The sequence below is a fragment of the Sorangium sp. So ce1153 genome (assembly GCF_051521595.1).
Taxonomy (GTDB): domain Bacteria; phylum Myxococcota_A; class Polyangia; order Polyangiales; family Polyangiaceae; genus Sorangium.
This window is the reverse complement of sequence record NZ_CP150361.1, coordinates 5,621,001-5,644,545: the sequence shown is the minus strand read 5'-3', so window position 1 is coordinate 5,644,545 and position 23,545 is coordinate 5,621,001. Positions and strand designations below refer to the sequence as shown.

Genomic DNA, 23,545 nt, shown 5'->3' with positions numbered 1-23,545 from the left:
CGTGGCTGCTCGATTACTTTGAACTCAAAACATATCGAGCGGCCTCACGCAAGCTGATCCGGCGTGCCGGACGATCGCCCGCGTCGATCGCCCCGCGGTCCGACGCGGCGCGGCGCGGCGGATCGCGCGGCTCGGCCCCGCCTCCCTCGGCGGTCGGCCCCGCGGAGCGCGAAGGCACGATGCTTTGACCTGAAACCATCGTGCCCCCGCGGGAGCAGCGCCCGTGCCTCGTGCCCTGAGGCTCCGCGCGTCGCCTACGGCGCACCCCGACGGCGCAATCCGCATGAGCCAGGGTGCCGGCCGCGGCACGGCCGGTCCATCTGCCCTGCGTTCCCTGGCTCCGACCTTCCATGGCGCGCGGAGGCGGGGCGCATCCCGGGGCCCTGACGGGACGAGGTACGGAGGAGGATCACGATGAACGTGTTCGACAAGGTGCTGCGATCGGTGGTTGGACGCAGGCGGTACGATCTTGGCGGTGGGGCGGCCGTCGCGGCCGGGCTCGGCCTTGGAGCCGGTCTCATGTACGCGCTCGATCCCGACCGGGGCGCGCAGCGCCGCGCGAGCGTCCGCGAGGGGGCCGTGAGCCTCGCCCACCGGGCGGGCACATCGCTCGACAGCAGCACCCACGACCTCGCCCGGACCGGCGAGCGGCTCGAGCTCACGCAGGCGAGCTGGCCGCCTGCCGCGCGCGTGCTGGTGGGCGCGCTCGGCGTGGGGCTCGTGGGCTACGCGATCAAGCGCCGCGGTCCGCTCGGGGCCTTGCTCGGCGTCGTCGGCGCTGCGGTGCTGCTCCGGGGGCTCGACGATCGCCCGGCGAGGCGCGTGCCCGGCGTCGGCGCGGGGCGCCGGGCGGCCGTGGACTTCCAGAAGACGATCACGGTGCGCGCGCCCATCCGGGAGGTGTTCCTGGCCTTCATCCAGTTCGAGAGCTTCCCCGGGTTCATGTCGCACCTGCGCCAGGTGGAGACGCTGGGCGACGGCCGCATGCGCTGGACCGCCGTTGGCCCGGCGGCCATCGCCGTCTCCTGGGACGCCGAGCTGACGCAGCTCGTGCCGAACGAGGTCGTCGCATGGCGGAGCCTGCCCGGCCAGGCGATCGAGAACGAGGGCAGCGTGCGGCTCGAGGAGTGTCCCGAGGGCACCCGCCTCGACGTCAGGATGTCGTACAGCTCGCCCGCGGGCGCGCTCGGCGACGCCGTGGCGGCGCTCTTCGGCGCCGATCCGGAGCGCGCGATGGCTGAGGACCTCGCGGGCTTCATGGCCTTGCTCGAGGAGGGCGCGGCCTCGGCCGGTGGAGATGTGCTGGTCGTCGGAGACCTCCAGGGCGCCCGCTCGACCTGACTCACGGCCGCGCGCGTGGCGTGGCCCCGCCGCGAGCGCGGGGCGCGCGCCTGACCGCGCGCGGACGTGGGGCCGGGGCGCTACGCGCGCGCCTCGCGCTCGGAGATCGAGCTCAGCAGCTCCGACGATCTCGCCCCGCCGTCCCTGGCGGCGATGTCCGACAGGCTGATGACGCCGACAGGGTGCTTCTGGTCATCGACACAGACGATTCTCGACTTCTTGTGATCGCTCATGAGGCGCTCGGCCACGCTCAACTCCTCGTCCGGCTTGCAGTAAACGACCTCTCGGGTCATGACGTCTTCTGCCCGCGTCGAGGAGGCGCTGCGGTGCTCGGCGAGCACGCGGATCGCGAGGTCTCGATCGGTGAGGGTCCCGATGACGGTGCCATCGTCACGGCAGACTGGAACGAAGCCGATGTTCCGCGCCTGCATCAGCTCGGCGATCTTCTCGACGGGCTCGCTCGTCTTGCAGCATGCCACGTCGGTCTTCATGAGTTCGGAGCAGTTCATGGTCTCTCCTCCTGGAATCGCATTCAGAATCGTGCTCGAGACGCCCATCGTCCCGTCTCGAAGTCCAGCAAACAGCGGGCCATGATGCACGGCGAGGCGCCCTGTCGAGCTCATTCGCGCCGCGGCCATACCCACGCCCTGGGCCGCGGGGGCCGATCCTGCGGCGGCGACCGGTCGCCGTCGCACGAGGACGGCGCCGCTGTCGACGACGATCGACTGCCCGGTACAGAAGCCCGCGCGTATCAGGAAGACATGGGCCTGTGCCAGGTCGTGCGCCTCGCGCTTCATGGCCACTGGCAACCTCGCACGAGAGACGCACCGTTTCTCGATAGCTGACGCTGTGACGGGCGCGCTGTCCTTCGTCCCTGTTGAGCGCCGGATCGGCTGCGGAATGCACATGCGCGCGAAGCGCGAAAGGGCGGCCAACGGCGGCGATGCGTGCCCCGCCCCGGAACAGGCCGACGCGGCCCCGCGCCTGGCGTCGTCGACCATCGCAAGAGCCGCAAGGTACCGCGCCCATGGCCACGGCTGGGCGGTCACGCTGGGAAGCGTTGGGTGCCCCCGCGAGACTGGCTCCGGTCGCCGGGGGGCGGTTCGGACGCCCGCCGAGACCGGTTCCGGTCGCCGGGGGCAGTTCGGACGCCCGCCGAGACCGGTTCCGGTCGCCGGGGGCAGTTCGGACAGCTTTGCCTTATTGCCTTAGAAGCTGTCCGCGCCTCGAAAGCTGATCGTCTGCCTCAGAACGATCAGGCTGGCCGCCGTGCGTCAGACTCCGACGCTGTCGCCTACCTCACCCGGCCGTTCTCCAGCGTCGCCCGGCCCAACGCCGGCCCATCGCGGGCGCGTGCCTCAGGCGTCGCCTCGCACGAGCTTCCCCTGGCGTCGCAACTCGGACGCGATGAAGGGCGCGCGGTGCTCCAGGAACGCGAGATCGATCCCCTTGTTGCCCGGGCCGAGCCAATAGAGCTTCACATATTCTTCGCGCTGTTGCCAGCAGTCACGAAGGTTCAACATGGGCAGGGTGTTGTCGATCTTCGCATGCTGCGCCTTCGGCGCGCCGCGTCCTCGCTGAACGTGAAACGTCGCGAAGTCGAGCTCGAACCACCCTGCCTGCACCTCGAATGGGTCCACCACATCCAGCGCCCCCTTGGCCGTGTTCACGTAGGCTGCGCTGAGCCGATAGTTCGACCACTCGTAGACGAGGCGCCAGTTCTTCGACGTCGGGATGAAGTGGTCGACCGTCGGGCTCCCCATCGCCCTCTCGATGTGCATGGCGAGGTAGGCGCACTGCTGGCCGTAGAGGTCCATCATGTCGTCGAGCGTGCTCTTGCCGTCGGCTCTACGAGGCCGACGCCAGAGGGCCGGGAACCTCTCCGAAGGGATGTCTCTTGCGCGAGGATAGGTCTTTTTCGGCTTGCGGCCCCCCTTGCCCTTCACAGGCTTGCCCAAGAGCCTCGCGATCGCCTCTTTGCCTCGCTTGCGAACGAGATCATCGAAGCTGGGTGGCTCGCCGGCCAGGACAACCCGGATCACGTCCGCCTCCGCCGCGGCTTCGCCGGTGCCTGTTCTGCTCGACGGTCGCGGAAGTAGCCCCATCGCACCCAGAACGGGTCGATGTCGGGCAGACCGGCGTCTCTCAGCGCCTTGTCCGCAGCGGCGACGGCGACGTCGGAAGCTGCCTCTTGGTCCATCAGGGCTAGAGCTGCCTTCACGGCTCGCTCGCCCTCGAGCGATCTGGGCTCCTTCAGATCGAAGGCTTCGCTCGTGAGCCAATTGCCGACCTCGCCGTGGCGCACGTAGGTCCGCGGCGTCAGCTTGACGGAATAGGGCTTGTTCGTGCGGTCCAGATCGAGATCGAACCAAGCGTCCTCGTCGGCGTCAAAGAGAGGCTCGACCGAAGCCAGGACGAGCGGGGAGTGCGTCGCGGCGACGAGCTGGACTCGCGAACCGTGTTGCCCGGTGAGGATGTCCATCACCTGCAAGAGCGCCGGTACGATGCGTCGCTGCCATTGCGGATGCAGGTGGGCCTCGATCTCGTCGATGAGGAAGACGACCTCTTTCGCCGGTTGCTCGCCGCGCACCCTCGCAGAGGCGAGGTGCTCCTCCCACGTCCAGATGAGGAGATAGCCGAGCGCGATGATCCTGCGCATCCCGGCCGAGGCGTGGATGACGGCGACGTCTTCGCCGTAGGGCATACGCAAGGTCGGGTACCTGAGGGGGTCGCTCACCGTGAGCTTGCGCAGATCGCCCGCTTGAAGCTTCTCCTTCTCGTCGCTCGACGGCGACAGCGCCCCGAGCACCTTGCTCAAGAGCTCGAAGGGGCGGCTCTTCTCGCGTTGCCACGAGCCCCAGTCGCGAAGCAGGCCCTCGCAGTATTGGTTCCCTGCCCAGACCTCGGACGCCGAAAAGAGGTAGGCGTTCGGGCGATCGGGCGTGTCTTCCGTCCAGTAGTTTCGCGCCGGATCCCAGACGGAGAACGCTCCGTCCACCTGTGCATACAGGATGAGCCCAGGGATCGCGGGGCGCCCCTGGTTCACGCTCCATCGCTCGACGGCGGGGTCGTACTTGCTCGTGTAGGTGTAGGGCTTGGGCGTCTTCTTCGTGTACGAATACGAGATCGATGCGCCCTTCGTGGTCGGGACGACAGGATGGCGGGCCCACGTCCGCGTCAGCGCCCACCACGCCACGTCGAGCAGGAAGCTCTTCCCGAGCCCGTTGTCTCCCGTGACGAGGTTCAGCCTCGGCGCCAGATTCATCGTCATCTCGGGCGCGGGGCCGACGTTTTTGAGGTGAATCGACTCAAGCATGGGCGCTGCCTCGCTTCGTCTGCTTCCGGTTCTTGTCGATGGTGCCCGGCATGATGTCGGCGGCGTCGCGCGCGAACGCGGGCAACCGTTGCCCGCGTCTGCGGACGTACACCAGGGGCCGCGGAGACGGCAACCTCTGCCGAAGTCGAAAGCGCGGGCGGGCGCCCGCACCCTTGCGATCGCACTTGGGGCAGCGGAGCAAGTCGACCCCCCACGTCCGCTTCATGAGCTCAGCCCACTCAACCTCGCCGAGCCGCCCTCCGGGGCGAACGGTGCCCCCGGGGAGCTAGCGCCCCCTTCGGGCGCCGTCCGGAGCCTCCGTGCGGACCGCGGCGGACGCCTGGCTCCAGGCGCGGCGACGCCCTTCCAGCGAGCGAAGTAGGGGCCGGCGTACGTTGACGCGCTTGTCCTGAAAGCTGATCGCCCGCCTCGAAACCCAGGGCGATCACGCTGATGTGAGGCAAAGCTGGTCCGGACGCCCGCCGAGACCGCTTCCGGTCGCGCTATCGCGGCGGCCCCGCCGGCGCCACCGCCCCCGCGCGCGGAGCCGATCGCGCCGCGGTCACGCCCGCCCCCAGGACCGCGAGGGCCGACGCGACGAGCATCGTCCCCCGGAACGCCACACCGAACGCGCCGAACGCCTCACCCCCCGCCACCTCGCCCGGCCGCCCGCCGCCGAGCGCCGCGAAGATCGCCCCGGCGGCGGCCACGCCGCACAGCATCCCCACGTTGCGCGCCTCGGCGAGCAGGCCCGCCGCGGCGCCCTGCTGATCGCGCGGCGCCGCGCCCATGATGCGGCTGTTGTTCGGCGCGGTGAAAAGCCCCGAGCCAAGCCCCACCAGCGCGAGCGCGGCGAGCAGGCTCGCGCGCCCCGGCTCGGGGCCCATCGTCGCCAGGCGCGCGAGCCCCACGGCGAGCCCCGTCATGCCCGCGAGCGCGGGCCCGCGCGCGCCGACGCGGTCCGAGAGCCAGCCGCTCGCGGCGGTGGTCGCCGCCATCACCGCCGGCTGCACCGTCATCACCAGGCCTGCGTCCGCCGCGCTCATCGCGAGCGGCCCCTGCAGGTAGAACGGCAGCAGGAACAGCATCATGTACGCCGCCGCATACTGGAGAAAGGCGGCGACGAGCCCGGTCACGAGCGCCGGCTGCGCGAGGAGCGCGGCCGAGAGCAGCGGCGCCGGGCTCCGCCGCTCCACCCGCACGAACGCCGCGGCGAGCAAGGCGCCCAGGGCGAGGAGGCCAACGACCCTGGGGCTCAGGACACCCCAGCGCTGGCCGCGCGTGAGGGCGACGAGGAGCGCGCTCAGCGCCGCGCCGAACAGGATCGCGCTCGCCCACGGGAAGGGCCGCGCGCGCACGTCAAGCGCGGGCGGAGCCGACGCCTGGCCCGGAGTCGACGGCGGAGAGTCGGCGCCGCGGCCGGCGGCGGGACCCGCGGTCGACGATCGCGAGCCCGCGCCTCCCCCGGCGCCAGGGGCCGCGCCGGCCGATACGCCGGCCGCTCCGCGCCCGAGGAGCGACCGGGCGAGCAGCGACCGCGCGAGCAGCGCCCCCGCGAGCGAGATCGGCACGTTGACCCAGAAGGCCGCGTGCCAGCCGGCGCGCTGCGCGAGCCAGCCGCCGATCGACGGCCCCAGCGAGAGGCCCAGGTACGTCGCCGTCGCCTGCAGCCCGAGCGCGCGGCCGCGCTGCGCCGGCGGGAACGCGGCGGTGGTGAGCGCCGGGCCGTTCGCCATCAGCATCGCCGCCCCCGCCCCCTGGAGGGCGCGCGCCGCGATGAGCGACGCGAGCGTGGGCGCGAGCGCGGAGAGCGCCGAGCCCGCGCCGAAGACGCCGAACCCCGCGGCGTACACGCGCCCCTTGCCGTGGCGATCGCCGAGCCGGCCGAACGGAAGGAGCAGCGCGCTCACGGAGAGCGAGTAGGCGGCGAGCACCCAGCTCGCGGCGCCCATGTCGGCCCCGAGGTCGCGGCGGACGAGCGGCACCGCCACGTTGATGAGGCTGCTCCCGAGCGCCGACATCAGGGTCCCGACGGCGACCACGCCGAGCACGGCGTACGGCCTGGGCGCGGGGGAGCCGGGCGCGGGGGAGCCGGGCGCGGGGGAGCCGGGCGCGGGGGAGCCGGGCGCGGCGGCGCTCAACGGGGCGCGCCGCGGTAGAGATAGCGGGGCTCGGCCCGCGCGGAGGCGGCGCGGAGCCGGGCCTCCTCGACGATCCCGTGCGCCGGCGAGAGCGAGCACGCCGGGTCCGTCGCGGCGGCGTCGCCGGTGAGGTGGTAGGCCTGGCAGCGGCAGCCCCCGAAGTCGACCGCGCGGCGGTCGCAGCCCTGGCAGGGCTGCGGCATCCACGCGTCGCCGCGGAAGCGGCGCATGCCCGGCGACTCGCGCCAGATCCAGGCGAGCGGCCGCTCGCGCACGCTCTCGAAGCCGAGCCCCGGGATCGTGTGCGCCGCGTGGCACGGCAGCACCAGCCCGCCCGGCGCGACGTGCAGGTAGCGGCGCGCCCAGCCATCCATGCACGCCCGCGGCCAGTCGGCGTGGTAGTCCGGCGTGACGAAGACCATCTCCATCCGGCCGAGCAGCCGCTCGCGCGCCGCCGAGGCGACGGCGAACGCGCGCTCGAGCTGGTCGCGCGCCGGCAGGAGCGCCGCGCGGTTCGCGAGCGCCCAGCCGAGGTACTGGGTGTTCGCGAGCTCGAGGCGGTCGGCCCCGAGCCGCTCGGCTAGCGCGATGATCGCCGGCACGTTCTCGATGTTCGCCCGGTGCAGCACCACGTTGACCGTGAGCGGCAGGCCCTCGGCCTTGACCCACCCGGCCACCGCGAGCTTGTGATCGAAGGCCGCGTAGCCGGCGATGCGATCGGCGCGCTCCGCGTCGGCGTCCTGGACGCTGAGCTGCACGTTGTCGAGCCCCGCCGCCCGCAGCGCGGCGAGGCGCTCGCGCGCGAGCGGGACCCCGGAGGTGATGAGGTTCGTGTAGAGGCCGAGCTCGCGGGCGCGGCGAACGAGCGCCTCGAGGTCGCGCCGGGCGAGCGGCTCGCCGCCGGTGAGGTGGAGCTGCATCACCCCGAGCTCGGCCGCCTCGGCGAAGACGCGGCACCACGTCTCCGTCGAGAGCTCGCCGGCAGCGCCCGCGAGCTCCATCGGGTTCGAGCAGTACGGGCACCGCAGCGGGCACCGGTAGGTGAGCTCCGCGATCAGCGTGTAGGGGCGGTGCGACGCCGCCTCGGCGGCCGCGCCGCCCCCTGGTGCGAGCGCTGGCGCGGTCCCGCGCGGGGCCGCGCCTCCGGGGGCCTCCGCGGCTTCCCCGTCCCTGGCCGCCAGCGCGGCATCGCCGGGCGCCCGCGCGGCATCCCCGGCCGCCCGCGCGGCGCCCCCGGCGGCCTCCGCGGCGCCTCGCTCGAGCAGCCCGCGCGCGGCGAGCTCTTCCAGGAAGGCGATCACGTCGCGCTCCACCTCGCCCGGCGGCGCGGCCGCGAAGGTCGCCGCGATCTCCGCGGCGATCGCGGCCACGGTGCGCGTGCCGTCGAGGCGCGCGGCGACCGCCGCGGCGACCGGGTTCAGCGCGAGGCCGCGCTCCGGGTAGAGCAGGATCTCGCGGCCCGTGGAGCGGTCGCGCACGAGCCGCGCCTTGCTCGCGAGGAGGAGCCGGTCGCCGGGCGCGAGGCTCATCCCGGCGTCACGCCTCGGGCCCGTAGGCCGCCGCGATCGCGTCGAGCATCGCCCAGAGGATGTCGCACTTCGTGATGAGCGCCGCGACGCACGCCTCCTGCGCGGCGCGCGTGGTCGCGCGCGCCGTGACGAAGTCGATCGCCTCGGTCGAGTCGGCCCGCGCGCGCGTCACCCGCCCGCGGAAGTAGTCGAGCGTGGCCCGGTCGACCCAGGGATAGTGCTGCTCCCAGGCGACGACGCGCCGGGACATGAGATCCGGCGCGAAGAACTCCGTGAGCGACGAGGCCACCGCCTCGAGCAGGCTGCGCTCGCGCACCAGCGTCACGTACGCGTCGCAGGCGAAGCGCACCGCGGGCAGCACCTTCGTGAGGCCCGCGACCTCGTCGCGGTCGAGCCCCACGCCCTCCGCGAGCCGCAGCCACAGCGCGAGCCCCCCCTCGCCCTCGCGCGCGCCGTCGTGGTCGACGATGCGGTGGATCCAGAGCCGCCGGAACGACGGATCCTCGCTCTTCGAGAGGAGGATCGCGTCCTTGATGGGGATCCGCGTCTGGTAATAATAACGGTTCAGCACCCAGCCCTGGATCTGGCGGCGCGAGAGCTCGCCGCGGTGCATGCGCTGGTGGAACGCGTGGTTGTCGTGGTAGCGCCGGGCGCCCTCGTCGCGCAGCCGCGCGACGAACGCTTCCCGCGAGAGCGGCGCGTCGTTCATAGGTCGATCACCAGGCCGTCGGCGGCCACCTCCCAGCCCGCCCCCTCCACGGCGCGCCGCTCGGGCGAGCCCTCGACGAGGATCGGGTTGGTGTTGTTGATGTGCGTGTAGATCTTCCGCCCCGCGGCGACGCCCGCGAGCAGCCTCAGGCTCCCGCCGTCGCCGCCGATGGGCAGGTGCGCCATGTCCTCGGCGCGCGCCTTGCCGAGCCCGAGCCGCACGAGCTCGTCGCTCGACCAGAAGGTGCCGTCGAAGAAGCACACGTCCGCGCCGTCGAGGCGCGGCACGTACTCGCCCGCGGACCCCACGGCCGTCGCGACGACCGCGAGGCGCCCGCTCGCGGCGTCGCGGACCCAGAGGCCGATGTTGTCCTCCGGCGAGGGCGGCGCGAGGCCCTCCAGGTGCTTCGGCACCTTGCCCGGCATCGCGACAGGCACCACCGTCACCCCGGTCGGCGCGCCGTCCGGCCCCGCGAGCTCCGTGGGCTGCTCCAGCTCGAGGCGCCGCCACACGGTCTGCCCGGGGAAGCGCTGGAGCGTGCGGAACATCGTATTGCCCTCGGCGAGGCCGCGATAGACGGCCTCGGTCGCGTAGACGGCGAGCGGCGTGTTCTCGCGCAGCGAGAAGAGGCCCAGCGCATGGTCGAGATCGCCATTCGTGAGGATCACGCCGGCGATCGGCGAGGCGCGGCCCGCCCGCGGCTGCAGCGGCGGGAATGCCTCGATCTGCCGGTGGACGTCGGGGGACGCATTGACGAGGAACCAGCGGCCGTCGCCCACCCCGAGCGCGAGCGCGTCCTGGGTGCGAGGGCGCACGCGCGGCGAGCCGCGGCGCGCCTCGACGCAGTTCGGGCAGGCGCAGTTCCATTGCGGGAGACCGCCGCCGGCGGACGAACCCAGGACGCAGAGGCGCATTCCGATGCTCGCCCGGGGCCCTTACTCGGCCTCGCCCGCTGCGTCCGCGCGCTCCGCCGGAGCCGGGCGCGTGAAGCGGATCGGGTCAGGGTCGAAGTCGCTCTGATACGAGCCGATCTCGGCGTCCATCTTGATCTCGACGAACTCGGGCTTCTCGTAGCGCATGGTGGCCTCCTGATTCGATTGCGTGAACGACGGCGATCGGCGGCCGCGAACGCGAGGCCGCCACTCGACCGCTTCACAGCCTCGGGACACGAGATTCAGCACCAGGAAGTCCCACGTCAAGCACGATTCGCAGCGCAAACGGCGTTCGACGCCACGCCCCCGACTCCGCATTCAGGTCGATCCGTACAGCGCGCGGCTCCCCCCGTCCGGAGACGCAGTACACGCGATGGATATTAATTTGACCTCAAACTATGAGCACGCTAAAAAGTTGTCATGAGCCTGTCGTTTTCCGGGCCGAAGGGGTGGATCGAGCAGCGCTGGATCGTGTACGCGCTGCTGCGGGACAGCATCCAGCACCACCTCGAGGAAGGGAGGCCTGGTGAGGAGTTCAAGACGGTCCACGAGGTCGCCGGGGCGCTCGGCGGCCGGCGCGTGATGCTCCCGGCGCGGAAGCTCCACGAGGAGCTCAGGCGCGCGCGGGACGTGCTCGCGGGCCGCCCGCTCGACGCGCTGGCGATCAGCGCCCGGACGCGCGCGGTCATCAGCCTGTCCTGGCCGCCGCCGGACGAGCGCGAGACGATGCTCGTCAGCGACTGGGGCGACTCGGTCCCGCTGCTCGGCGCGCCGGGCGGCGATAGCCTCGACGACGTCTTCGGCCACCTGCTCGACGGCCTCCTGCGCATCACCGAGGGAGCCTCCGAGTCGGACCAGGTCGAGGTCATGGACCTGTGAGCCCGAGGCTCACTGGATCCGGAGATCGATCGTCATGTCCTTTCCGCCCCGCTGGACCACCACCGCGAGGTTGTCCGCCGAGCGCAGCCGGGCATAGGCCTGGAGCGCGCTCTGCGGGTCGGTCATATCGAACCCGTTGATCGAACGGACCGTGTCCCCGGTGCGCAGGCCGACCGCCGTCAGCAGCGAGCCGGGCGTGACCCGCGCGAGGCGGACGCCGATCACCCGCTCTCCCTCCCGCGCCGGGACGATGCGCGCGGAGCGCATGAGCTCGCCTTGCTTCTCCAGGACCAGATCGATCGCCGTCCGGTCGACGACGAACTCCGTGTCGCTCACCTTCCGGATCTTCGACGCGATCTCCGGCGGGAGCGCCCCGCGCTTCGGCGGCCTGGGCGCGGCCGGAGGCGCGGGCGCCGCCGCCCGCGCCGGGGCGCGGCGGTTGTCGCCGATGCGGACCTGGCAGCGAGCCCCCGGCTCCGCGAGCCACACGCGATCCCAGCCGATCGCGAGGACGGAGCGCCCCTCGACCGGATCGCCCGCCCGGCGGAGCAGCGGCTCGCCCCGCCCGACCGCGATCGTGGCGAACGACCAGGTGGGGTCCTCCGAGGCGGTGATCAGCAGCACGCGCGCGTCCTCGCAGGTCGGGTCCAGCAAGGGATCGCCAGAGGCGGCGGGGCCCCCGTCCCCCTCCCCTGGCGCCACGGGCCTCGGCGTGAGGGGCCCCGTCACCGAGTCGAACGGGTTCCGCGCGAGGATGGCCGCCGCGCTCGTCGCGTGGACGCCGGGATCGTCGGCCGGCGGCGGCGGCCGCACGGGCGGCCGCGAGCGCGGCAGATCGGTGGTCCACACGGCCGCGATCAAGGACGAGATCCCGCGCGCCTGATGGTACGCGGCCGTCATGATCATCCCGCCGAGGAGCGCCGGGAAAGCTCGCTTGATGAGGAGTTCCGGAATCACCATCGTCTTTCGGATCGAATCGGTCGTCGACAGCGGACTGCGACAGAGCAGCATCCGTGCCCAGGTGGCTTGGGAGTTGCTGCCCGCCAGCGCATGACGAGAAGGACAGGACCGATGAGGTGCGACTTCGTGTCGCATCTGGGACAATGGATCGCATGACCGCGCAAGACCGAGAGGGGCGGAGCGCGATGGGGCTGACGCTCCAGCTGTGGCTCATGCTCCTCGCGCCGATCGTCCTGGCCGTGGCGCTCTACGGCGCGGCGATCCACACGACCCGGCACCAGTTCCTCCGCAGCCAGGCGGCCGCCGAGCTGCGCCACCACGCGAGCCTGGTCGAGGCGGCGATCGGCGGGGCCGTCGAGCGCGGCCAGGTCGAGCTGCTCAAGCACCGCATCGAGCGGCTCGCGCAGGCCGACCGCATCCTCGGGATCGCGGCGTTCGACGCCGGCGGGGCCCCGATCCTCGTGACCGATCCGATCGCCGGCGAGGCGGCGGCGCTCGCGGCGCTCGCGCGGAGGGCGCTCGCGACCGGCGCCGAGATCGAGGAGGAGCAGACGCTCGGCGGGGCGCCGGCGCTCGTGCGCACCGTCACGTTCTCGCAGCGCGGGCTGTCGGTCGTCGCGGTGGTCGTCCGGGAGCTCCGCTACCTCGACGCGTTCGCGCGGAGCTCGAACCGCGGGCTGGCGCTCGCCGGGGCCGCGCTCCTCGCCGCCACCGCCCTGATCGCGGCGTTCGCGAGCCGGGCGACGGTCGGGCGCCCTGCCGGCGCGATCGTCGCGGGCGTCGAGCGGGTGGCGCGCGGCGAGCTCGGGGTGACGGTGCCCGAGGCGGGCGCCGAGGAGCTCCGGCGGCTCGCGCGGGCGTTCAACGCGATGACGGCCTCGCTCGCCGAGGCGCGCGCCCACCTCGAGCAGGAGCAGGCCGCCAGGGCCGCGGTCGAGCGCAAGCTGCAGCAGGCGCACGCGCTCTCGGCCGTCGGGCAGGTGGTCGCCTCGATCGGCCACGAGATCGGCTCCCCGCTCAACGTGATCCTGGCGCGCGCCCGCCGCCTCGCGGACCAGCCGGGCTGGCCCGAGGCCACCCGCGGCGAGCTGGAGACGATCGCGACCCAGTCCGAGCGCATCTCGCGCGTCGTGGCCCGGCTGCTCTCGGTCGCCCGCCCGCCGCGGCTCCTCGGCCGCGGCAGCGACGTGGCCCAGGTCGCGCGCGAGGTGCTGTCGTTCCTCGGGCCCGAGTGCCGGCAGCGCGGGATCACGACCCGGATCGAGCCCGACGAGGCGCCGCTGCACGTGGTGCTCGACGCGGACCACCTGTTCCAGGTGGTGTTCAACCTGTGCCTGAACGCGGCGCAGGCGCAGCCGAGCGGCGGCGAGATCACGGTGCGGCTCCGGAAGCTCGACGCCCGCAAGGCGGCGCTCGAGGTCGAGGATCGCGGGCCGGGCGTCCCCCCCGACGTCGCCGAGCACATCTTCGAGGCGTTCTTCACGTCGCGGGGCGACCGCGGCGGCACCGGGCTCGGGCTGGCGATCGTCGAGGGGCTCGTGCGCGAGGCGGGCGGCTCGGTCGAGCTCGTCGCGCCAGGTCACGGCGCCCACGGCGCCCACGGCGGCGCCTGCTTCCGCGTCACCCTGCCGCGCGGGGCCGGCGCGCCGATCGGCGCGCGCGGCGCGGAGGCCCTCGCGTGAGCGCCCGGGCGAAGGTGCTCGTCATCGACGACGAGCTCGAGATGGTGAAGCTCGTGGCCGACATCGCCCGCGACATGGGCCACGAGCCGGTGACGCTGACAGCGCCGCTGCTCGCGCTGCCGCTCCTGGAGGAGCGGGAGTTCGACCTCGTCGTGACCGACGTGCGCATGCCCGAGATGGACGGGATCGAGCTCATCGAGCGGATCGCGCGCTTCGACCCCCGGGCGGCGATCATCGCCATGACCGCGTTCGGCTCGATCGACACGGCGGTCCGCGCGATGCGCGCCGGCGCGTTCGACTACCTGCCGAAGCCGTTCCAGCCCGCGGACATGGCGCTCCGGATGGAGCGGGCGCTCGGGCAGCGGGCGATGACGGTCGAGCTGACCGAGCTCCGCTCGGAGGTCGCGCAGCGGTTCTCGATCGCGGGGATGATCGGGCGCAGCCAGGCGATCGAGGAGGTGATCGCGCTCGTGAGGCGCGTGGCCCCGAGCCCCGCGACGGTGCTCGTGAGCGGCCCGAGCGGCAGCGGCAAGGAGCTCGTGGCGCGCGCCCTCCACGGCGAGAGCCGGCGCCGCGCGCGGAAGTTCGTGGCGGTCAACTGCGCGGCGCTCCCGGAGGCGCTCATCGAGGCGGAGCTCTTCGGGGTGCGCAAGGGCGCGTACACGGACGCGCGCAGCGACCGGCCCGGGATGTTCCAGGAGGCCGACGGCGGGACGCTCTTCCTCGACGAGGTGGGCGAGCTCGCCCTGCCGCTCCAGGCGAAGCTCCTGCGCGCGCTCCAGGAGCGGGAGGTCCGCCCGGTCGGCTCGGCGTCGTCCGAGCCCGTCGACGTGCGCGTCGTCGCGGCGACGAACCGCGATCTGCGGGCGGCGGTCGCCGAGCGCTCGTTCCGCGAGGACCTCTTCTACCGGCTCGCGGTGATCGAGATCGCGATCCCGCCGCTCAAGCACCGGACGGACGACATCCTCCCGCTCGCCGAGCACTTCCTGGCCCGCGCGGCCGCGCACGCGGGCAAGCCGATCGCCGGGTTCTCCGGCGCGGCGGTGAAGCGGCTGCTCGCGTACGACTGGCCGGGCAACGTCCGCGAGCTGGAGAACGCGGTCGAGCGGGCGGCGGCGCTCTGCGACGGCGGGCGGATCTCCCCGGACGACCTCCCCGAGGGCGTGCGCGCGCGGCGGGGCGCGCCGGATTTCCTGGAGACCGCGGCGGACCGGCTGATGACCCTCGACGAGCTCCAGCGCGAGTACGCGCAGATCGTCCTGCGGCGCGCGGGGGGCAAGAAGCAGCGGGCCGCGGCGCTGCTCGGCGTCGACCGGCGCACGCTCCAGCGCTGGTTCGGCGGGGGGAGCGAGGGCGACGAGGGGGCGTGAGCGGCCGCTCGGGCTGCCGGTAGCCCCGGAAGGTGAGCGTCTGCCGCTTGAGTACGGGCCCCGTCGCGTCGCGCCAGCGGTGGACCTCGGGGCCGCCGATCTCTCGGGCTCAGGGGTACCCGCGGCCCCGCCGACAGGCGCTGATATCTGCGATGTGAACGTTCACACTGTAGCATTATCGCGATCGCGGTGAGCGGAGAAGTTGTGGTATGGCCTTCGACGCTGCACCGACGGTGACCCGGGGCGCTGGAACCCCGCCGTCGTGCTCAGGAAGGCGCAGGCATGAAGCTGTTTCGGTTTGCAGGCGGTGGCGGGCCGCGCCTCGGCATCGAGGACGAGCAGGGAGCGCGCCACGATCTCACGGCGGCGTCCCCGGAGGCGTTCGCGTCCGTCGCCTCGTGGCTCGCCTTGCCCGATCCCCTCGGCGCGGTGCGCGACGCGCGCGCGCGCGCCGGAGCCCATCCCCTCCCGCCCGACGTCCCGCTGCTCGCCCCGATCGACGAGCAGGATGTCTGGGCGGCGGGCGTCACCTACGAGCGCTCGCGCAACGCGCGCAAAGAAGAGAGCGCCGGCGGCGGCGACTTCTACGACCGCGTGTACGAAGCCGAGCGCCCGGAGCTGTTCTTCAAGGCGACGCCCCGCCTGGTCGTCGGCCCGGGCGCGCCGGTGCGCATCCGGCGCGACTCGAGCTGGAACGTGCCCGAGCCGGAGCTCTCGCTCGTCGTGTCCGCGGCGGGCCGCATCGTCGGCTACACGGCCGGCAACGACGTCTCGTCGCGGTCCATCGAGGGCGACAATCCCCTCTACCTGCCGCAGGCGAAGGTCTACGACGGCTGCTGCGCGCTCGGCCCCGCGATCGCGCTCGCGGACGAGCCCGGGCTGGATCTGCGCGCGCTCTCCATCCAGCTCGCGATCCGGCGCCAAGGCGAGGCGGTGTTCGCGGGGGAGACCTCGACCGCGAGGATGCGGCGCGCGCCCGAGGAGCTCGTCGCTTACCTCACGCGCGAGCTGAGCTTCCCCGCGGGCGTCGTGCTCATGACCGGGACCGGCATCGTGCCGCCAGACTCGTTCACCCTGGAGCCTGGCGACCTCGTGGAGATCACGATCCCGGGCGCCGGCACGCTGGCGAACCCCGTATCTCGAGGCTGACGAGGCACCATGGAATTCTTCGCCCATAACGCCGCCACCGGGGAAAAACTCGGCGCCTTCCGCGACGCCACCGCCGCCGAGATCGACGCCGCCGCGCGCGCCGCCGCCGCGGCAGCGGGGGCCCTCGCCGACCTCGCGCCGGAGGTGCGCGCCCGGTTCCTGGAGACCGCCGCCGACGAGATCATGGCGCTCGGCGAGCCGCTGATCCAGACCGCGCACCGCGAAACCGGGCTGCCCGTCGCCCGCCTCGAAGGCGAACGCGGCCGCACCACCGGCCAGCTGCGCCTCTTCGCCGCCGTCGTGCGCGAGGGCTCCTGGGTCGATGCCCGGATCGATCCCGCGCTGCCGGACCGCAAGCCGCTCCCGCGCCCCGACGTGCGCCGCATGCTGCGTCCGATCGGCCCGGTCGCCGTCTTCGGCGCGAGCAACTTCCCCCTCGCGTTCTCCGTCGCCGGCGGCGACACCGCCTCCGCCCTCGCCGCGGGCAACCCGGTCGTGGTCAAGGCCCACCCGGCGCACCCCGGCACCTCCGACCTCGTGGCCTCGGCCCTGCGCTCCGCCGTCCAGAAGGCGAGCCTGCCCGCTGGCGTGTTCGGCATGGTGCACGGCGCCTCGCCCGAGGTCTCGCTCGCGCTGGTGCGCCACGAGGCCATCCAGGCGGTGGGCTTCACCGGGTCCACCCGCGCCGGCCGCGCCCTCCATGACGCCGCCGCCGCCCGCCCGCGGCCCATCCCGGTCTTCGCCGAGATGAGCAGCGTCAACCCGCTGGTCGTGCTGCCCGGCGCGCTGCGCGAGCGCCGCGACGCGATCGCCGAAGGGCTGGTCAACTCGTGCACGCTCGGCGTCGGCCAGTTCTGCACCAAGCCGGGCCTCGTCCTGGGGCTGGCCTCCCCTGAATGGGATGCGTTCGCGCGGTCGGTCGCCGACCGATCCCGCGCGGTCACGCCCGGCGTGATGCTGCACGCCGGTATCCAGGCGTCGTTCGACCGCGCCGTGCGGGAGCTGAAAGGGGTGGAGTGGCTGACCGACACCGGCGCGCGGGTCGCACGCGTCTCCGCCGCCGACTTCGCGCGGCAGCCGCACCTCGCGCACGAGATCTTCGGGCCGTACACGCTGCTCGTCACCGCGTCGAGCCGCGGAGAGCTGCTCCAGCTCCTCGGCGCGCTCGAAGGCCAGCTCACCGCCACGCTTCACGGGACCGACGACGATCTCGCCGCCGCCCAGGACCTTGTCGATGTCCTCGGCCGGGTCGCTGGCCGCCTGCTCTTCAACGGCTACCCGACGGGCGTGGAGGTGTCGCACGCCATGCACCACGGCGGGCCGTATCCAGCCACCAGCGACGTGCGCTTCACCTCGGTGGGAACCGCGGCCATCTTCCGCTTCGCGCGTCCCGTTTGCTACCAGTCGTGTCCGCCCGCGCTGCTCCCGCGGGAGCTGCGCGACGAGAATCCGCTCGGGATATCGCGCCTCGTCGATGGCCGGACCACCCGCGACCCCCTCGCGCCCCGCGCATGAGCCACGACCCGGTGTTCGAGTCCGGCAGCGAGGCGATCTACACGCTCCGCACCACCGCGCCTGGACCGTCGGGGCGCCTCCCGCTCGAGGCCGAGCGGCTCCGCGCCATGTCCAGCGGCGAGCTGTTCGGCTGGACTCAGAACGCCGGGATGGGGTGGGATCCTGCGCGCCTCGGCGGGAAGCAGTTCCTCGTGCTCAGCACGCAGGGGGGGATCCGCGCGCCCGACGGCACGCCGATCGCGCTCGGCTACCACACGGGACACTGGGAGGTGGGCCTGCTCATGGAGGAGGCCGCCCGCACGCTGTCGGCCAGCGGGGCCATTCCGTTCGCCGGCTATGTCAGCGATCCGTGCGACGGGCGGACCAATGGCACCGTCGGCATGCTCGACAGCCTCGCTTACCGCAATGACGCCGCCATCGTCTTCAGAAGGCTGATTCGCTCGCTGCCCACCCGCCGAGGCGTGCTCGGCGTCGCCACCTGCGACAAGGGCCTGCCGGCGATGTTGATGGCGCTCGCCGGCACCCTCGACCTCGCCACGGTGCTCGTCCCGGGGGGCGTCACGCTCCTCGCCGAGGAGGCGGAGGACACCGCCAAGGTCCAGACCCTCGCGACGCGCTTCGCGCGCGGCGAGGTGAGCCTCGACCACGCCGCCGAGATGGGCTGTCGCGCCTGCGGCTCCCCCGGCGGCGGCTGCCAGTTCATGGGGACGGCCGCGACGAGCCAGGTGGTGGCGGAGGCGCTCGGCCTCGCCCTCCCGCACGGCGCGCTCAGCCCGTCGGGCGCCGAGATCTGGCGCGACCTCGCCCGCCGCTCCGCGCACGCGCTCCTGGCCCTGGAGCGACGCGGCGTGACCACGCGGGACATCGTCACCGACGATTCCATTCACAACGCGATGGTGCTGCACGCCGCCGTCGGCGGGTCGACCAATCTGGTGCTCCATGTGCCGGCGATCGCCCATGCGGCTGGGCTCCGGCGCCCCACGGTCGACGACTGGGCGCGCGTCAACGCCCTCGTTCCGCGCCTCGTGGACGCGTTGCCCAACGGGCCGCGACACTACGCCACGGTCCAGGTCTTCCTCGCGGGAGGCGTCCCGGAGGTCATGCTCCACCTGCGCGAGCTCGGCCTGCTGCGGCTCGACGCGCGCACCGTCAGCGGCCGGACGCTGGGCGAGAACCTCGAGTGGTGGGAGCGCAGCGAGCGGCGCCGGCGCCTGCGCGACAAGCTACGGCAGCTGGACGGCATCGACCCGGACGACGTGATCATGTCCGCCGGGAAGGCGCGCGAGCGCGGCCTCACCAGCACGGTGACCTTCTTGCGCGGCAACCTCGCGCCCGAGGGAGCGCTCGTGAAGAGCACCGCGATCGCTCCCCAGGCGATCGGACCGGACGGCGTTTATCTGCACGAGGGACCTGCGCGCGTGTTCGGCAGCGAGGACGCGGCGATCGAGGCGATCAAGGCTGGCGCCGTGCAACCGGGTGACGTGATGGTGCTCATCGGCATCGGCCCCGGGATCGGAATGCCGGAGACGTACCAGATCACCTCCGCCCTCAAGCACGTGAAGGACGGGCACCGCATCGCCCTGGTCACGGACGGTCGCTTCTCCGGCGTCTCCACCGGGGCGTGCCTCGGCCACGTCAGCCCGGAGGCGTGGGCGGGTGGGCCCATCGGCCGCGTGCGCGACGGCGACCGCATCAGGCTCCGGATCGACACGCGCAGGCTGGAGGGCACGGTGGACGTCGTGGGCGTGGACGCCGGCGGTCTCGCCGCCCGTGCGCCCAATCCGGCCCTCCAACCCGACGGCCGGGTGAACGCGGATACGCGATTGTGGGCTGCGCTTCAGGATGCCAGCGGCGGCAGCTGGGGTGGGTGCGTCTATGACGCGGAGCGCATCATCGGGCTCCTCGGTCGCGCCATCGCGGCTGAGCGGGGCTCCTCGGGTGCATGAGCGGTTGAGCTCCGGTCACTCTTCCATTTTCCAGGTGATGGGCCGTAGAGTATCTGTCTAACCACGTCTCTTTGCTCGAAAGGTAGCGGCACGATGTCGATTGGCCAGTTGGTGTCTCGTGGAGCGGCGCGGCGCGCAGCGGCGGTGTTGAGCTGCGCGCTCGGGCTCTGGGGCCTCTCTGCCTGCAAAGGTAAGCCCGAAAGCACTCAGGCCGCAGGTGGCGCCGCCAGCGCCGCGGTCGAGCAGGCGCCGAGCGGGCAGGCGACGAGCGGGCAGGCGACGAGCGGGCAAGGGCCCAAGGTCGTGTCAGGGCCCGGCTTCAACCCCGAGTGCTTCGCGCCGTGGAAGAAGGACACCAAGTATTTGCAGTGGACGGCGCGAAAGCCGCCGTTCCGCCTCGCGCTCGTCAACGGCTACGTCGGTAACGCCTGGCGCATCCAGATGGTCAAGACGGCCAAGGCCTTCGCCAAGGACCCGGCGATCGCGCCGCTGCTCAAGGAGTTCAAGGTGGTGTCGACCGGCACCGACGTCGCGGCCCAGCTCGGTGCGATCGAGGACTTCATCAACCAGGGCTTCGACGGCATCGCCACGCTCGCCGTCAGCCCCGACGGCTTCGATCGCGTGATCCGCCTCGCTGACAAGAAGGACGTCGTCCTGGTTCCGTTCGACAACGTGCTCGACACGGACAAGGTGATGCAGGTCAACGAGGACCAGCTGGCGATGGGGCGCCAGTGGGGCGAGTTCATCGACAAGCAGCTCGGCGGGAAGGGCAAGGTGCTCGAGGTCCGCGGCCTGCAGGGCAACTCCGTCGATCGCGACCGCCACGTCGGCTTCCGCGAGGTCATGGAAGCGCCGGGGAAGAGCTACACCATCGTGGAGGTGGTGGGCAGCTGGGACGACGGCAAGGCGCAGAAGGCGGTCGCCGACGCGCTGGCCGTGCACCGCCAGTTCGACGCGCTCTTCGCGCAGGGCGGCTCGACGGGCGCCGTCCGCGCGCTGCTCGACGCCGGCCACAAGCCGATCCCGGTCGCCACCGAGGCCGAGAACGGCGTGCGCAAGCTGATCGCGAAGCACCACGAACAGGGCATGAAGGGCCTGTCGCTCGGCCAGTCGCCGGGGCTCGCGGCCATCGCCATGAAGGCGGCGCTCGAGGCCCTGCAAGGCAAGGTGATGCCGCAGATGATCTCCGTGCCGATCCCCGCCGCCGATCACACCACGCTGAAGGACGGCGAGAACTTCTTCTCGCAGCTCTCCGACAACTTCTTCACGCCCAACGAGTTCCCGCCCTGCGGGGTCAACATCTCGGGCGTGAAGATCATGAACGAGTCCGAATCCGACGTGAAGTAGACGTTGAAGTAGACGCAAAATAGGCGTGAAGTCGACGCAGATAAACGTGAAGCAGACGTGAAGTAGCGCCCCGCGGGCGCCCCAGCATCATGACCGAACCGGTGAGCCCTCCGCTTCTCCAGCTCCGGGCCGTCTCCAAGCACTACGGCGGGGTCACCGCCCTGAGCGGCGTCGACTTCGCCTGCGAGGCGGGGAAGGTGCATGCGATCCTCGGCGAGAACGGCGCCGGCAAGAGCACCCTGATCAAGATCATCGGCGGCGTGGTCGAGCCGAGCGCCGGGGAGCTCCTGCTCCACGGCGCGCCGGTCCGGTTCGACCACCCGATCGAGGCGAACGCCGCCGGCATCGTCTGCGTCTTTCAGGAGCTGTCCCTGATGCCGACGCTGACCGTGGCCGAGAACATCGGTATCAGCATGCCGACCAACCGCCTCGGGCTCTTCGACCGCAAGGCGCAGGTCCGCAGGGCCGAGGAGCTCCTGGCGCGCGTCGGCTGCGAGGGCGTGAACCCGAACGCCTGGGTGAGCGACCTGCCGCTCTCGCGCCGCCAGATGGTCGAGATCGCGAAGGCGCTCGGCAAGGACCCGCGGCTGCTCATCCTGGACGAGGCCACCTCCGCGCTGACCAGCAGCGACGTCAAGAAGGTCTACGCGCTCCTGGCCGAGCTCAAGGCTCAGGGCGTCGGCATGCTCTACATCTCGCACCGCATGCACGAGATCAAGGAGCTCGCGGACGTGATGTCGGTCTTCCGCAACGGTCGGCACATCGAGACCTTCGCCAGGGGCCAGCACAGCGACGACCAGATCGTGGAGCTGATGATCGGCCGTGACATGGGTCACGTCTTCCCGCCGAAGCCGGCGGCGCGCAGCTTCCCGGCGACGCTCCTCGAGGTGAGCGGCCTGAGCTGGGAGCGGCAGCTCGAGAACGTGTCGTTCAAGCTCGGCAAGGGCGAGATCCTCGGCATCGGCGGGCTCGACGGCCAGGGCCAGCGCGAGCTGTTGCTCGGCTTGTTCGGCGTGCTCAAGGATCTGCGCGGCGAGATCAAGATCGACGGCAAGCCGGTCAAGCTGACGAGCCCGCGCCATGCCAAGGACCGCGCGCACGGCATCGCCCTCGTGCCCGAGGACCGGAAGAGCGAGGGCCTGATGCTGCCGATGGCCATCGGCGCGAACATGTCGCTGGCCTCGCTCGACAAGTTCACGAGCGGCGTGGTGCTCGACCGCCAGCGCGAGGCCGCGCGTATCGACGAGATGGTGCGCCGCATCCAGATCAAGATCGGCTCGCTCGACGATCCGGTGTCGTCGTTGTCCGGGGGCAACCAGCAGAAGGTCGTGCTGGCCAAGTGGCTGATGACGGAGCCGCGGCTGCTGATGCTCAACGACCCCACCCGCGGCATCGACGTCGGCACGAAGCAGGAGATCTACCAGCTGCTCCGCGAGCTGGCGGACGCCGGCACGTCCATCCTCTTCTACACCACGGATTACGACGAGCTGATCGGCTGCTGTGACCGCGTGCTCATCCTCTACCAGAACCGCGTGCAGGGCGAGCTCGTGGGGCCCGACATCACCGAAAAGAACATCCTGGACCTGGCCCTCGGTCTGCGCGGCGGGCCCGAGCGCGGCGGGCCCGAGCGCGCGAAGCCCGAAGCCGAGCGCGCGCCATCAGAGGCACGATGAAGGACTGGAAGCTCCGCCTACGCCAGAACCAGGGCCTGCTCGTGGCCGTCGGTCTGTGCATCTTCTTCTACGGGCTCTACTCGCTGTCGCACCCCAAGGGCTTCAGCGCGTCGCTGGTGGGGCAGAACGCCAACGAGTCGTTCGTGCTGGTGGCTGCGGCCATGGCCCAGACGATCCCCGTGCTGACCGGCGGCCTGGATCTGTCCGTGGGCGCGGTGATCACGCTCGTCAACTGCGTGGCCTCGCACGTCGTTGCCGGCGGCGCGCGCGAGAATCTCCTGGGCATCCTGCTCTGCCTGGCCGTGGGCACGGCGGCGGGCCTGCTCAACGGCTGCCTCGTCGTTTACGGCCGCCTGCAACCGATCATCGCCACCCTGGCCTCGGGCACGATCTTCATCGGCATCGCGCTGTTCCTGAGGCCGACGCCCGGCGGCCAGGTCGACGGCGATCTGGCGTTCGCGGCCACCTTCGATCTGAACGAGCTGCTGCAGGCCGCGGGCGCCGCTCCCCTCGACGGCGCGCTGGGCTTCGTCGGCAAGGTCCCGTCGCCCGCGGTCTGGATGGCGCTGCTCGCGCTGCTCTGGACCTACTACCGCCGCACCCGCTACGGCCTCGGCGCTTACGCCGTCGGCGCGTCGCCGGAGGCGGCGTACATGTCGGGCGTGCGCATCAAGCGCGTCAAGCTGGCCGCGTACACGCTGTCGGGGTTCTTCGCCAGCGTCGGCGGCCTCTACCTCGCGCTGCAGACGACGTCGGGCAACGCCGACATCCCACAAGCCGGCTCTTACACGCTGAACTCGATCGCCTGCGTCGTGATCGGGGGCTCCTCGCTGTACGGAGGTACCGGCGGCGCCATCGGGTCGCTCTTCGGCGCGCTGGTGCTCCGCTCCGTCGCCTTCAACTTCCGCGTCCTCAACGAGGGCTCGGCGCTGGGCTTCCTCGCCAACCCTCTCTACCAGCCGCTCTTCGAGGGCCTCATCCTGCTCGCGGCCGTCTGCCTCGGCGCGCTCTGGGTCGTCCGCGTCAAGAACCGGCTGCACGTCTTCCGGTGAGCTC

Annotated in this window: 19 protein-coding genes and 1 pseudogene; 10 read left to right on the top strand and 10 right to left on the bottom strand. The window is 72.3% G+C overall.

Annotated elements, in window-relative coordinates; translation table 11 throughout:
• Nucleotides 1-414: 414 nt before the first annotated feature.
• A complete protein-coding gene (locus WME85_RS20060; RefSeq protein WP_437840280.1) occupies nt 415-1,341 on the top strand; it encodes an SRPBCC family protein in 927 nt (308 codons plus the stop codon).
• A gap of 80 nt (nt 1,342-1,421) precedes the next feature.
• Here WME85_RS20060 and WME85_RS20055 read toward each other — a convergent pair whose 3' ends face one another.
• The 9 genes and pseudogenes from WME85_RS20055 to WME85_RS20015 all read right to left on the bottom strand — a co-directional run bounded on the left by WME85_RS20055 (nt 1,422) and on the right by WME85_RS20015 (nt 10,115).
• Nucleotides 1,422-2,342, bottom strand: a complete 921-nt coding sequence (locus tag WME85_RS20055; protein WP_437840279.1) for a CBS domain-containing protein — start codon at nt 2,340-2,342, stop codon at nt 1,422-1,424.
• A gap of 357 nt (nt 2,343-2,699) precedes the next feature.
• Nucleotides 2,700-3,161 carry a hypothetical protein gene (locus WME85_RS20050; protein WP_437840277.1) on the bottom strand — a complete coding sequence of 154 codons (462 nt, stop codon included), beginning with the start codon at nt 3,159-3,161 and terminating at the stop codon, nt 2,700-2,702.
• Between the two features lie 218 nt (nt 3,162-3,379).
• Nucleotides 3,380-4,657, bottom strand: a complete 1,278-nt coding sequence (locus WME85_RS20045) for an AAA family ATPase (RefSeq protein WP_437840276.1) — start codon at nt 4,655-4,657, stop codon at nt 3,380-3,382.
• 503 nt (nt 4,658-5,160) lie between these two features.
• On the bottom strand, nt 5,161-6,798 hold the full coding sequence (locus WME85_RS20040; RefSeq protein WP_437840274.1) for an MFS transporter: 1,638 nt from the start codon (nt 6,796-6,798) through the stop codon (nt 5,161-5,163).
• The gene (gene pqqE / locus WME85_RS20035) at nt 6,795-7,856 is read right to left on the bottom strand and encodes a pyrroloquinoline quinone biosynthesis protein PqqE (RefSeq protein WP_437842332.1); all 1,062 of its coding nucleotides are present in this window, start codon (nt 7,854-7,856) and stop codon (nt 6,795-6,797) included. Before pqqE ends, WME85_RS20040 begins: the two co-directional genes overlap by 4 nt.
• Before the next feature lie 210 nt (nt 7,857-8,066).
• A pseudogene (gene pqqD, locus WME85_RS20030) lies at nt 8,067-8,327 on the bottom strand (pyrroloquinoline quinone biosynthesis peptide chaperone PqqD); the annotation flags it as partial.
• Nucleotides 8,328-8,334: 7 nt separating this feature from the next.
• Nucleotides 8,335-9,036, bottom strand: coding sequence for a pyrroloquinoline-quinone synthase PqqC (gene pqqC / locus WME85_RS20025; RefSeq protein ID WP_437840273.1), 702 nt, complete (start codon nt 9,034-9,036; stop codon nt 8,335-8,337).
• Nucleotides 9,033-9,950: a pyrroloquinoline quinone biosynthesis protein PqqB gene (pqqB, locus tag WME85_RS20020; RefSeq protein WP_437840272.1), complete on the bottom strand. Its 918-nt coding sequence runs from the start codon at nt 9,948-9,950 to the stop codon at nt 9,033-9,035. The genes pqqC and pqqB overlap by 4 nt, the downstream gene beginning before the upstream one ends.
• A 21-nt stretch (nt 9,951-9,971) precedes the next feature.
• Nucleotides 9,972-10,115: a hypothetical protein gene (locus WME85_RS20015; protein WP_436618051.1), complete on the bottom strand. Its 144-nt coding sequence runs from the start codon at nt 10,113-10,115 to the stop codon at nt 9,972-9,974.
• Nucleotides 10,116-10,388: 273 nt separating this feature from the next.
• On the opposite strand from WME85_RS20015, the gene WME85_RS20010 reads away from it, so the two are divergent.
• A complete protein-coding gene (locus WME85_RS20010) occupies nt 10,389-10,847 on the top strand; it encodes a hypothetical protein (RefSeq protein ID WP_437840270.1) in 459 nt (152 codons plus the stop codon).
• A gap of 9 nt (nt 10,848-10,856) precedes the next feature.
• Here the strand turns inward: WME85_RS20010 and gspC are convergent, their stop codons facing one another.
• Nucleotides 10,857-11,807, bottom strand: a complete 951-nt coding sequence (gene gspC / locus WME85_RS20005) for a type II secretion system protein GspC (protein ID WP_437840269.1) — start codon at nt 11,805-11,807, stop codon at nt 10,857-10,859.
• A 152-nt stretch (nt 11,808-11,959) separates the two neighbouring features.
• Between gspC and WME85_RS20000 the strand changes: the two genes are divergently transcribed.
• The 8 genes from WME85_RS20000 to WME85_RS19965 all read left to right on the top strand — a co-directional run bounded on the left by WME85_RS20000 (nt 11,960) and on the right by WME85_RS19965 (nt 23,541).
• The gene (locus WME85_RS20000) at nt 11,960-13,489 is read left to right on the top strand and encodes an ATP-binding protein (protein WP_437840268.1); all 1,530 of its coding nucleotides are present in this window, start codon (nt 11,960-11,962) and stop codon (nt 13,487-13,489) included.
• Nucleotides 13,486-14,859 carry a sigma-54-dependent transcriptional regulator gene (locus tag WME85_RS19995; RefSeq protein ID WP_437840266.1) on the top strand — a complete coding sequence of 458 codons (1,374 nt, stop codon included), beginning with the start codon at nt 13,486-13,488 and terminating at the stop codon, nt 14,857-14,859. Before WME85_RS20000 ends, WME85_RS19995 begins: the two co-directional genes overlap by 4 nt.
• Before the next feature lie 282 nt (nt 14,860-15,141).
• Nucleotides 15,142-16,008 (top strand): fumarylacetoacetate hydrolase family protein, encoded by an 867-nt coding sequence (locus tag WME85_RS19990; RefSeq protein ID WP_437840264.1) that lies wholly within the window; start codon nt 15,142-15,144, stop codon nt 16,006-16,008.
• Between the two features lie 9 nt (nt 16,009-16,017).
• A complete protein-coding gene (locus tag WME85_RS19985) occupies nt 16,018-17,523 on the top strand; it encodes an aldehyde dehydrogenase (NADP(+)) (protein WP_437840263.1) in 1,506 nt (501 codons plus the stop codon).
• The gene (locus tag WME85_RS19980; RefSeq protein ID WP_437840261.1) at nt 17,520-19,469 is read left to right on the top strand and encodes a YjhG/YagF family D-xylonate dehydratase; all 1,950 of its coding nucleotides are present in this window, start codon (nt 17,520-17,522) and stop codon (nt 19,467-19,469) included. Before WME85_RS19985 ends, WME85_RS19980 begins: the two co-directional genes overlap by 4 nt.
• A 108-nt stretch (nt 19,470-19,577) precedes the next feature.
• Nucleotides 19,578-20,816 carry a sugar ABC transporter substrate-binding protein gene (locus WME85_RS19975; protein WP_437840260.1) on the top strand — a complete coding sequence of 413 codons (1,239 nt, stop codon included), beginning with the start codon at nt 19,578-19,580 and terminating at the stop codon, nt 20,814-20,816.
• Nucleotides 20,817-20,905: 89 nt separating this feature from the next.
• Nucleotides 20,906-22,489, top strand: a complete 1,584-nt coding sequence (locus WME85_RS19970; protein WP_437840258.1) for a sugar ABC transporter ATP-binding protein — start codon at nt 20,906-20,908, stop codon at nt 22,487-22,489.
• Nucleotides 22,486-23,541, top strand: coding sequence for an ABC transporter permease (locus tag WME85_RS19965; RefSeq protein WP_437840257.1), 1,056 nt, complete (start codon nt 22,486-22,488; stop codon nt 23,539-23,541). The genes WME85_RS19970 and WME85_RS19965 overlap by 4 nt, the downstream gene beginning before the upstream one ends.
• Nucleotides 23,542-23,545 lie beyond the last annotated feature (4 nt).